General features: G+C 36.6%; 9 protein-coding genes. 5 read left to right on the top strand and 4 right to left on the bottom strand.

What is annotated here, in order from left to right; all coding sequences use genetic code 11:
• Nucleotides 1-69 precede the first annotated feature (69 nt).
• Nucleotides 70-969: an accessory Sec system S-layer assembly protein gene (locus CD31_RS08335; RefSeq protein ID WP_036076816.1), complete on the bottom strand. Its 900-nt coding sequence runs from the start codon at nt 967-969 to the stop codon at nt 70-72.
• Complete coding sequence (secA2, locus tag CD31_RS08330; protein WP_016994942.1) at nt 969-3,332, bottom strand: accessory Sec system translocase SecA2; 2,364 nt, start codon at nt 3,330-3,332, stop codon at nt 969-971. The genes CD31_RS08335 and secA2 overlap by 1 nt, the downstream gene beginning before the upstream one ends.
• Nucleotides 3,333-3,557: 225 nt before the next feature.
• Here secA2 and CD31_RS08325 point away from each other — a divergent pair, with 225 nt between their 5' ends.
• Nucleotides 3,558-4,625 carry a glycosyltransferase family 4 protein gene (locus CD31_RS08325; protein WP_016994943.1) on the top strand — a complete coding sequence of 356 codons (1,068 nt, stop codon included), beginning with the start codon at nt 3,558-3,560 and terminating at the stop codon, nt 4,623-4,625.
• A gap of 236 nt (nt 4,626-4,861) precedes the next feature.
• Here CD31_RS08325 and CD31_RS08320 read toward each other — a convergent pair whose 3' ends face one another.
• Complete coding sequence (locus CD31_RS08320) at nt 4,862-5,917, bottom strand: LCP family protein (protein ID WP_036076813.1); 1,056 nt, start codon at nt 5,915-5,917, stop codon at nt 4,862-4,864.
• A 147-nt stretch (nt 5,918-6,064) separates the two neighbouring features.
• A complete protein-coding gene (locus tag CD31_RS08315; protein WP_036076811.1) occupies nt 6,065-6,700 on the bottom strand; it encodes a YigZ family protein in 636 nt (211 codons plus the stop codon).
• 165 nt (nt 6,701-6,865) lie between these two features.
• Here CD31_RS08315 and CD31_RS08310 point away from each other — a divergent pair, with 165 nt between their 5' ends.
• The 4 genes from CD31_RS08310 (at nt 6,866) to CD31_RS08295 (ending at nt 10,652) form a co-directional block, all read left to right on the top strand.
• On the top strand, nt 6,866-8,014 hold the full coding sequence (locus CD31_RS08310; protein ID WP_016994946.1) for a sensor histidine kinase: 1,149 nt from the start codon (nt 6,866-6,868) through the stop codon (nt 8,012-8,014).
• Nucleotides 8,015-8,050: 36 nt separating this feature from the next.
• Nucleotides 8,051-8,725: a response regulator transcription factor gene (locus CD31_RS08305; protein WP_004227590.1), complete on the top strand. Its 675-nt coding sequence runs from the start codon at nt 8,051-8,053 to the stop codon at nt 8,723-8,725.
• Between the two features lie 285 nt (nt 8,726-9,010).
• Complete coding sequence (locus CD31_RS08300) at nt 9,011-9,556, top strand: DUF3225 domain-containing protein (protein ID WP_036076809.1); 546 nt, start codon at nt 9,011-9,013, stop codon at nt 9,554-9,556.
• A gap of 253 nt (nt 9,557-9,809) precedes the next feature.
• A complete protein-coding gene (locus tag CD31_RS08295) occupies nt 9,810-10,652 on the top strand; it encodes a DegV family protein (RefSeq protein ID WP_016994948.1) in 843 nt (280 codons plus the stop codon).
• The last annotated feature ends 13 nt before the right edge of the window (nt 10,653-10,665 follow it).

Raw genomic sequence — 10,665 nt, 5'->3', positions numbered from 1 at the left:
TGCTCCTCCAATTGTTAGATGTGTCTAACAATTGGGGAGCAGTTCATAAAAGAGAAGGGGGGTTTTAGGCTATTGTGTTACACGAGCTGTCCAACGAGAGAGGTCAGCGTCTTTTGCATCAACAAGCTCTGCTGGGAATATGAATGTCCAAGGCTTTGTAGAGTTTGGTTGGACAGTTAAAATTGGATTCATTTTAAATGAACCTTTTGCAATTTGTTTTCCTGTTGCATCAATAATTTCTAACGGTAATTGCTCTAAATTGATTGCTTTCTTATGTCCATTGCGGATAAAAATGGTTGCATTTAAATTACCATTGTCAGCTAGTTTTGCTTGTAAACCAGTGAAGTTTACCTCTGTTTCGCCTAATTCTGGTAGAGTTTTGACGATTTTCGCAAGCTCTTCTTTTTGTGCCTCTGGTAATTGTTCTTCCCATGATGGATCTAATTCTAATTGATGACCACGAAGGGAAACGAGGTTAAAGGCAATTTTCCAACCATCTTCTGGCACTTCATCGGCTTTAATTGTAGCATTTTCAAACTCAAACACCCATGGACGGGCACTTTCTGCTGGAATTGTACCTAGTGCTTTAAAATCGAATTTTTTAGATGCTACAAGCTCATCGTTTTTATCCAAGATGAAAAGTTCAATTTCTCCTAGTTCAATTGCTTGGGATAAGGATGAACGGAAAAATGCACGAACAAGCCATTTACGAGTGAGTATGTCTTCTTCAATACTAATAGAAGATAGTGATAATTGATTTGGTTTCAATGGTTCTAGCTCATTCGCTAGAAAGTTAAAAATGTATTTTTGTTCTTGTGGCACATCCCACTCAGGATGGAAAGATAATTTTGTTTCTACATCACGATTATCACCAGTGTTTTTTGCAGTATTTCCTAATAAATCTTTTGAATCAATTGTGTTTTCCTGAACAACTTTATCTGATTTTTTAAAGAATGAGAATAAGCCCATTATTGTGCCTCCTGTTGTGCCTCAACTGTTTTCATGAAGCCTGTAATTTCAATGATTATTGAACGACGTAATTCTTGGAAGTTTTTACCGAATAATTCAAGTCCTTCGCGTTGGTAAATACGCATTGGATCTTCTTGCTGATAGTGACGTAAACCGATTCCTTCTTTTAAATGACTCATTGCCTCTAAATGCTTTACCCAACCGCTATCAATATGGCTAAGCATGATTTGTGGAAGTACTTCCATTACTCTTTCGTTTTCAGCAAATTTCTCCATATGACTTAACAGTTCTTGTTCAGAAGGCTGAACATCCATTAAAATTTGCTTTACTTTTCCAACTTCGCGATCGATTGTCACTGGTGTGATGAACAGGGAGTTAAGTGCGTACTCCATTTGATCATAATCCCAATCAATAGAAGATACATCTTCTGGTGCGGCGTCATGGACAGCGAATTCAACGGTTTCACGAAGCATTTTTTTTAGCTCACCCATCAAGTCTTCACCAGCTAAAATTTTGTCGCGTAAGCCATAAAGAACCGTGCGCTGGTCATTAATGACATCGTCTAGCTTTAGGTTGTATTCACGCATGCCGTACTGTGAACCTTCAACAATACGCTGTGTACGGTCTATAAGCTCTTGTACCTCTTTATTTTGAATAATACCCTTATCATCTACAATCATTTTTGCAGAGAATTTTTCTACTTCTTCTTTTGCGTAGCGGCGGAACATATCATCTTCAATAGAGAGAATGAAGCGGCTTTCACCTATATCACCTTGACGACCTGAACGTCCACGTAACTGATTGTCTACACGGCGGCTTTCATGTTTTTCAGTCCCAATTACATATAAACCACCAAGTTCATGGACATCATCACCTAGCATGATATCTGTACCACGACCAGCCATGTTTGTCGCTACAGTAATACGACCCTTTTGACCTGCCTGTGAAATAAGTTCAACTTCTTGTTCAACTGTTTTTGCATTAAGTAATTGGAATGTTAATTTTTCCTTTTTTAGATACTCAGCTACAGTTTCAGACTGTAGTATCGATGTTGTTCCAATAAGAATTGGCTGGCCTTTTTCGTGGCGCTTTTTCACCTCGGCTGCAACATACTTATATTTTGCTTCTTGTGTGCTAAAAATAATATCAGGCTGATCAACACGTTGACGTGGACGGTTTGTTGGAATTTGGATAACCTCCATGCCGTACACTTCACGAATTTCCTTTTCCTGCGTTTTCGCTGTACCTGTCATCCCAGAAAGCTTAGGATACATACGGAAATAGTTTTGAATAGTAATTTGCGCTTGAGATTTATTTTCATCCGTAATGGCTACGCCTTCTTTAGCTTCAATTGCTTGATGTAAGCCATCAGAAAGTGAACGACCTTCTAAAATACGACCAGTAAACATGTCAACAAGCTCAATTTTGTCTTCTTTCACAATGTAATCAACATCGCGCTTAAACATAACATGTGCACGCACAGCTTGGATTACATAATGGAAAAGTGTTTGATGTTCTAAGTCATACAGATTGTCTACATTGAAGGCTGCCTCAACCTTTTCTATACCTTTATCTGTAAGAGAAGTCGCCTTTGTTTCTTCATCGAAATCATAATCTTCGTCTGCTTTAAAGCGTTTCGCTAACATAGCAGCAATACGATGCAATTCATCGTTAGAAGGCATTTTACCTGCGATAATTAACGGTGTTTTTGCTTCATCGATTAATACACTATCCACTTCATCGATAATAGCGAAGTGATAAGGACGCTGTACTTTATCTGCTAAGCTATAAGCCATATTGTCACGTAAATAGTCGAAGCCAAACTCAGTACCCACACCGTATGTAATATCTGCATTGTAGGCTTCTTTCTTTTCACTTGGTTCCATCATCGGTACATTTAAACCGACAGTTAAGCCAAGGAAACGATGGATTTGACCGACTAGCTCATAGTCACGTTTCGCTAGGTAATCATTAACAGTAATGACATGAACACCTTTACCTTCTAATGCACGCACATAAGAGGGAAGAGAAGCAACAAGTGTCTTACCTTCACCAGTAGGCATTTCAGCAATATTACCTTCAGTTAATACTAGACCACCGATAAGCTGCACATCAAAATGACGCATTCCTAATACACGCTTTGAGGCTTCGCGTACTACAGCAAATGCGTCTGGGATGATTGATGTAATAGGCTCACCTTGTTCTAATTGATCTTTGAAAATAAAAGTCATTTCTCGTAATTCAGCATCTGACTTGTTAACATATTTTTCTTCAAGATTGTTAATTTGATCTACTATTTTGTAGTAGCGTTTTAATTGACGAGCACTAGTTTGCTCTTTGTTACTTTTGAAAATTGAGAACATGAAATATACGCTCCTTTAAAGTTGTCTACATGCTAGACACTCCATTATTCTATCAAATTTTGCGTATGATGACTACAATTGACTGTATAGGAATCTATTAATGCTAAAATGTACAAAATATTTGTGAAATCGTGGAAAATGTTTAGAAAAAGTATATTTCAATGCTTGTTCATGCTATAATCAATTTGGATTTCAATGTAGATTATTTATTTGAGGAGGAGAGACATGCTTTACGTGTCTTTAATAGCAGCATTCGTTGCATCCATTTTGTTAACTCCATTAGTGAAACGTTTAGCGTTTAGAATAGGTGCAGTTGATGCACCAAACTATCGAAAAGTACATGCTCGAATAATGCCAAGACTTGGCGGTTTAGCCATTTTCCTTGCCTTTATTATTGGCGTGACGATTTTATACTCATTTTTAGTCCATACGAAACATGGTAGTAACGAGGCTTTATTAGCTATCATTATTGGTGCTTGTATAATCGTGATCACGGGTGTTATTGATGATATGCGTGAGATTTCCGCTAAAGCAAAAATGCTAGGTCAGCTAGTTGCAGCACTGATCGTTGTTTTTGTAGGCGGTATTGAAATTGAAATGGTTAATCTACCGTTCTTAGGTACATTAGACTTTGGTTTACTGAGTATTCCATTAACGATTATTTGGATCATCGGTATTACAAATGCCATTAATTTAATTGATGGCTTAGATGGTTTAGCTGCAGGTGTTTCTACAATTGCACTGATTACATTAGCCGTCATGGCATTTATTATGAGCAATATGTTTGTTTTAGCGTTAGCAGCCATTTTAGCTGTAGCTTCACTTGGTTTCTTATTTTATAATTTCCACCCAGCTAAAATCTTTATGGGTGATACAGGAGCATTGTTCCTTGGATTTATGATTTCTGTGTTAGCGTTACTTGGTTTTAAAAATATTACATTCGTAGCTTTAATCATCCCAATTATTATCCTTGGTGTTCCGATTTCAGATACATTCTTTGCGATTGTTCGTCGTGTTCGTATGAAAAAGAAGTGGTCTGACCCAGATAAATCACATTTACACCATCGATTACTCGATATGGGCTTTACTCATCGACAAACAGTCCTAATCATTTACGGAATTGCAGTGATGTTTGGATTAGCAGCTATCATTTTCTCTATGGCAAAGGTGTGGGGAGCTATATTACTTGTAGCGGTCATCCTAACAGCTATTGAAATCTTTGTAGAGGTTATCGGGTTGGCTGGTAAAAACTACAAACCATTATTAAATTTTGTACGGATATTTAGTAAATAAAATATAAGCAATCATACAATTTGTATGATTGCTTTTTTATTGTTAAATTTGTGAGTCGTTAGACAATGAGAAGCTCTTTCTAAACCGTTTTTTATGTATAAGGAATGGAAGAGAAGGGAAACTTAAATAAGCAGTTTATCGATTACAAGGAGGGGTAAATAGAAAGGGGGGTCAATCAATGAAAAAGTCACGCAAAAAGACCATAGACAAGTTATTTGTCTATGGTCTGAAAGGTCTTATTCAATAGCTGAATTTTCATCGCTGCTAGCCGCGCTGTCTGTTCCTGTATTGCCACTAGTCAGGCTCGATGATTGTTCATTTTGGCCAAGATGGTTTTTGAAAATCTCTTTTACTTCTTCAACAGAATCTTGATTTAACTGGTAATAATAAATACCAGTAGATGTATCATCCGTGCCATCTAATGTTAAGGAATCGATACGTGGTGCGCCTTTAGATAAATAAGATAAGAAGGACTTCATTTCAGTGAATGTCATATCTGTTTTCATATTATCACCAAGAGCTTTAATGACATCATCATATTTCGTAACGGACTTAACAGAAGCGACTTTTTTAATAATCGCAGATAGAATTTCCTGTTGACGTTTACCACGCTCAATATCATTATCTTGTTTACGTGTTCTTGCGAGTGCAAGTGCCTGACTACCATTTAAATGCTGTAAGCCTGGCTGTAAGTTAATTGTAAACTTATCAAACTCATCTAATTCATGTAAAGCATAAGGTACTTCAGCTTCAATACCACCTAAAGCATCGACTACATCAATAAAGGCATTGAAATTCATACGTACATAGTAATTGATTGGAATATCAAATAGTTCCTCTACTGTTTCAATAGTAGTAAGTGTTCCACCCATAGCATGTGCATGAGTAATTTTATCTTTATAACCTACTTTAGGAATATAAACGTATGAATCACGGGGAATGCTTAGCATTTTAATTGTATGAGTTTTATTATTTAATGTAGCTAAAACGAGTGCATCAGAACGTGAATGGTCTGATCCCTGTCCTCGATTATCACTATCATCAACTCCGACAAATAAAATAGATACATTATCGTGTACTGGCTCTACACTTTCTTCGCGTTTTGCAGAAACCTGACGACCTTCTAATTCCTCATATGCTGAGTCTGCAGCATGCTCTACCTGTTTTGTAAGGTAAACAGCATAAGCCGTTACACAGATCACCAAGCTTGCTACTAGGAGTAGTGTAACTTTTATAATTAAGGAAGCTTTAGAAGACCTCTTTTTATTTGGACCAACAGATCTTTTTTTCATAATAGATATATTCTCCTCTAATTATTGGGAATAATAATGCGATGAAGCTAAATTTTATTCAATTTTAACTAAGTAATTGTGTGGACAATAAAATAGCCTAACAAAAAAATTATACTATGCATATTTAGTTTCGACAATTAAAACTATTTAATTGACAATAAATTCTACAAATTGAGCATCTTCGAAAGTGATAGAAGCCTGTCCATTAGTCAGTTCAGTTATCCAACTTCTGAACTGTTCCTCTTCCTCTTTTAGCACAGAAACAATGATTTCAACACCCTCCAAATAACGTATTTCCTCTAGAGTATATGATGAACTTCTTATTTCATTTTCAACTTTTCCTAGCCATGTATAATCAATAGCCACTTTCATGAAATGATGCAATTTACGTTCAACTACCTGTGCAGCAATCAATCCCTCTGTAGTTGCTTTTCCGTATGCACGAATAAGACCACCACCGCCGAGCTTAATGCCTCCAAAATAGCGAGTCACAACAACGACCGTATCTTTTAATCCTTGTTTTTTTAAGACCTCTAACATAGGGACGCCTGCAGTACCGCTAGGTTCCCCATCATCATTTGCCTTTTGAATATGATCATGCTCTCCAATAATATAAGCGGAGCAGTTATGAGTTGCATTATGATGCAATTTTTTTATACCATCTATAAAAGAAATTGCATCCTCTTCCGTTTCTGCACGTTCTATATAAGTGAGAAAGCGAGATTTGGAAATGACAATTTCGCTTTCACCATATCCTTTTACTGTTAAATAGTTTTCTCTCATTTGTATCAATCTCCTTTTAACTAGAGTTCTATTCTATAATTTTCATGAAGAAAAAGCATTAAATTTTAGCATGGTAATGCTATAATAGGTGTAGACTATGGAATATGTGATTTTAGTCTATTAAATTAGTAAGTAATCATAAGACATTAGACTGGGGAGTATACTATGTTTTCAAATGATACCTTCGATTTAAAGTCGCTTGATGACATTTTCAATCGAATGTTAGATACAATCATGAGCTCAAAGGATGATATCTTTATTATAAGTGAACAAAGCCGCAGAAGCTTTGAAGATATGCAAAAAGAGCTAGAAATTGTTCGAAAACAAATATCAATCGTAATTGATGATGGCGATGCATTGGAAAAAAGTACGCAGCTTGCTAAACAACGACTTGTATTAGTAAGTAAAGCTTTTGATAATTATACCGAAGAACAAGTTAGAGAAGCATATGAAACTGCACATGATTTTCAAGTAAAGCTCTCCGTTATTAGAACACAAGAAAAACAGCTACGGGATAAAAGAGATGATCTAGAGAGAAGATTAAGAGGATTACTCGATACGATTGAACGTGCTGATCATATTGTCAATCAGGTAAATGTCGTTTTGAATTACTTAACTTCAGATTTAAGAAATGTTGGTTTAGCCCTTGAACAAGCAAAAATGAAGCAGGATTTTGGGATACGTATTATTGCAGCTCAAGAAGAAGAGCGTAAGCGTTTATCGCGAGAGATCCATGATGGACCTGCCCAAATGCTTGCAAATGTACTCATGCGCACTGATTTAATAGATAGAACGTATCGTGAAAAAGGTATTGAAAAGGCTTTGGCTGAAATTGCCGATTTAAAGAAAACGGTACGTAATGCTTTATCTGAAGTGCGACGTATTATTTATGATCTACGACCAATGGCACTTGATGATTTGGGAATTATTCCGACATTAAAGAAGTATTTATCGACAGTAACTGAATATAATCCAGGTGTTGAAATTCATTTCCAATCGAGAAGTACAGAAAAACGTATACCATCAAATTATGAAGTATCCATTTTCCGTTTAGTGCAAGAATGTGTAACAAATGCCATGAAGCATGGAAAGTGTAAAGACATTTGGGTGAAGCTTGAATGGTTAAAAGATGCCGTTAACATTGTTGTAAAAGATGATGGAATAGGCTTTGACCCACAAGTAGTGAAAGACCATTCCTTTGGGATTTTAGGAATGAAAGAACGGATTGAAATATTAAATGGTACCATTACCATTAATAGTGAGATCAATCGAGGTACGACGGTGTTATTTAAAATACCGTTAGAAGCTGAATGATGTAACTGTTGCAGAAATTTAGGGGGTAAAGGACAAATGACAAAGATTATTATTGTAGACGATCACCAGCTATTCCGTGAAGGAGTAAAACGCATTTTAGATTTTGAAGATACGTTTGATGTAGTAGCAGAAGGTGACGATGGTACAGATGTGGTTACGTTATATGCTGAAAACGAACCAGACGTAGTGCTTATGGATATTAACATGCCAGGCAAAAATGGAGTAGAAGCAACGGCAGAGTTAATTACTGAATTTCCAGATGCAAAAGTGATTATGCTATCTATACATGATGATGAAACATATGTTACACATGCATTAAAATCAGGTGCTCTTGGCTATATGTTAAAAGAGATGGATGCAGATGAAATCGTTGAGGCGATTAAAGTTGTTGCCAACGGTGGCTCTTATTTACATCCAAAAGTAACGAAAAATCTAGTAGCAGAATTTAAAAGACTTTCAGAACATGAAAATAAAGGGAATTTCCATCAAACGGAAATTCGTCGTCCATTCCATTTGCTAACTAAGCGTGAATGTGAAGTGCTGCAATTATTAACGGATGGCCAATCAAACCGTACAATCGGTGAGACACTGTTTATCTCTGAAAAAACAGTTAAAAACCACGTATCAAGTATTCTACAAAAAATGAATGTTAATGACCGTACACAAGCAGTTGTAACAGCTATCAAAAATGGCTGGGTTGAAGTACGCTAATTGCTAAAACTGTTTTTAAAAGCTACTTTTTATTGAAGTAGTTTTTAAAACAGTTTTTTATTATTTTTTGGTAATAATTTGCATTGAGCCTACACAATGATGAATAGGTCATTCACAATTTTGTAACATTACTATTCATTTGTATGAACATGATAACTAGCAGATCATGCAACATTTTACAGCCTAATGCGTCATAAGGAAGATGTAGCACCTAAATGTTGAAAATGCACAACAAAATTCCTACGAAAGCATTTATATGCTACAATATGCGCGGGAGGTTTTTTGATGTTAAAGAAAAGTTTTCTAGCAGTTCTAATCTTATTAGTGTTAACTGCCTGTGGTAATAAAGATGAGAAGATGAGTGATGAAGAACGAGATAAAGTAATAGAGGATGGTACAGTTGGCTTTGAAATGATGGGTGGAAACGTAGAAAAGGCTGATAATGTACCAGCGGAAGATGAAAAGGCTATTTTAGCATCTTTTGATGAGTATATTGCTGCATTAAATGCTGAAGAAATTGATCGTTATATGAATACTATCTCGAAAAATCCAAAGGGTTTTAAATACGATGAAGAAAAAACATATGCAACAGAAGTATTTGAACAATTTGATATTAAGCGTGAAGTAGAGAATGTAACAATTGCAAAGTATGACTCAAAAGAGGCACAAGTATTTGCCAACATGAAAATGCACTCACTTCAGCTTGAGACAAATGTCGAACATGAAAGTGCAGGACGTCAGGTAACAGTCTTTGTGAAAGAGGACAATGATTGGAAAGTGACAAGTGTCTTTTATATTGGTGATGACTCACAGTCAAGTACAGGAAATTAACAGGAGCTATCTTCATTCAACATAAGAATTGAGTGAAGATATGCCTATTATACATAGACAATGAATGTGAAATGGAAGCTAGCTTACTAGCACAACTCTAGAAGGGCGAGAACGTGAATTCGGCGTTCGTCATTCATTTCACATTCATTTCTTTTTGTTTTTCGTAGTTTGTATGAAAGCAAAGTGATGGCAACAACAATTGCACCAATAAGAAATAGATTGTAAACTAAGAATCATAGGAGAGTGGACATGGATGAGGACGGCAATCGTAACAGATAGTACTGCATATATTACAGCTGAGGAACGTGCACGCTTAAACATTCACATGATACCTTTAAGTGTCAATATCTCAGGTCAATTATTTGCAGAAGAGGTAGATATTACAGCATCTGAATTTTATGATAAGGTGCGTGGTGCCAAAGAATTTCCCAAAACAACACAGCCTCCAATCGGAGAATTTGTCGCTCTTTTTGATGAGCTTGCAAAGGATTACGATGAGGTAATTTCTATCCATTTATCGAGCGGTATTAGTGGAACATACCAAGGTGCAGTACAGGCTGGTGAAATGGTGGAAGGCATTAATGTTTATACCTTCGACAGTGAAATATCCTGTGCTGTTCAAGGCTTTTACGTTTTAAAAGCGGCTGAAATGGCGAAAGAGGGCTATTCAGCGAAAGACATACTTGCAGCATTAGCGGACATGCAGCAGTATATCCGAGCTTACTTCATCGTAGACGACTTAGCACATTTACAGCGTGGTGGGCGTTTATCTTCTGCCGCAGCATTAATTGGTGGTTTATTGCAAGTAAAGCCTGTTTTACATTTCGTGGACAAGGTAATTGTACCTTTCGAAAAAATCCGAACACGTAGAAAGGCATTAAAGCGTGCTGAAGAATTGCTAGCAGAGGATGCCAAAAAGTATGAAGCGATGGACGCTGTTGTCATTCACGGCAATTGCCCTGCTGAAGCGCAAGAATGGCTAGAGCAATTAGCCGCAACGTACCCGAACGTGAACTTTAAATTGAGCTATTTTGGCCCTGTTATCGGTACTCATTTAGGTGAAGGGTCGATGGGCTTAGGATGGACAAAAAAATAACGAATTGTCAGAA

The organism is Lysinibacillus boronitolerans JCM 21713 = 10a = NBRC 103108 (genome assembly GCF_000772935.1).
Classification (GTDB): domain Bacteria; phylum Bacillota; class Bacilli; order Bacillales_A; family Planococcaceae; genus Lysinibacillus; species Lysinibacillus boronitolerans.
This window is presented reverse-complemented; position numbering and strand designations above follow the sequence as displayed.

Coding starts and splice junctions, on each gene's coding strand:
- CD31_RS08305 (WP_004227590.1), top strand. CDS start 8,051: ATGACAAAGATTATTATTGTAGACGATCACCAGCTATTCCGTGAAGGA.
- CD31_RS08315 (WP_036076811.1), bottom strand. CDS start 6,700: ATGAGAGAAAACTATTTAACAGTAAAAGGATATGGTGAAAGCGAAATT.
- CD31_RS08310 (WP_016994946.1), top strand. CDS start 6,866: ATGTTTTCAAATGATACCTTCGATTTAAAGTCGCTTGATGACATTTTC.
- CD31_RS08325 (WP_016994943.1), top strand. CDS start 3,558: ATGCTTTACGTGTCTTTAATAGCAGCATTCGTTGCATCCATTTTGTTA.
- CD31_RS08320 (WP_036076813.1), bottom strand. CDS start 5,917: ATGAAAAAAAGATCTGTTGGTCCAAATAAAAAGAGGTCTTCTAAAGCT.
- CD31_RS08335 (WP_036076816.1), bottom strand. CDS start 969: ATGGGCTTATTCTCATTCTTTAAAAAATCAGATAAAGTTGTTCAGGAA.
- CD31_RS08300 (WP_036076809.1), top strand. CDS start 9,011: ATGTTAAAGAAAAGTTTTCTAGCAGTTCTAATCTTATTAGTGTTAACT.
- secA2 (WP_016994942.1), bottom strand. CDS start 3,332: ATGTTCTCAATTTTCAAAAGTAACAAAGAGCAAACTAGTGCTCGTCAA.
- CD31_RS08295 (WP_016994948.1), top strand. CDS start 9,810: ATGAGGACGGCAATCGTAACAGATAGTACTGCATATATTACAGCTGAG.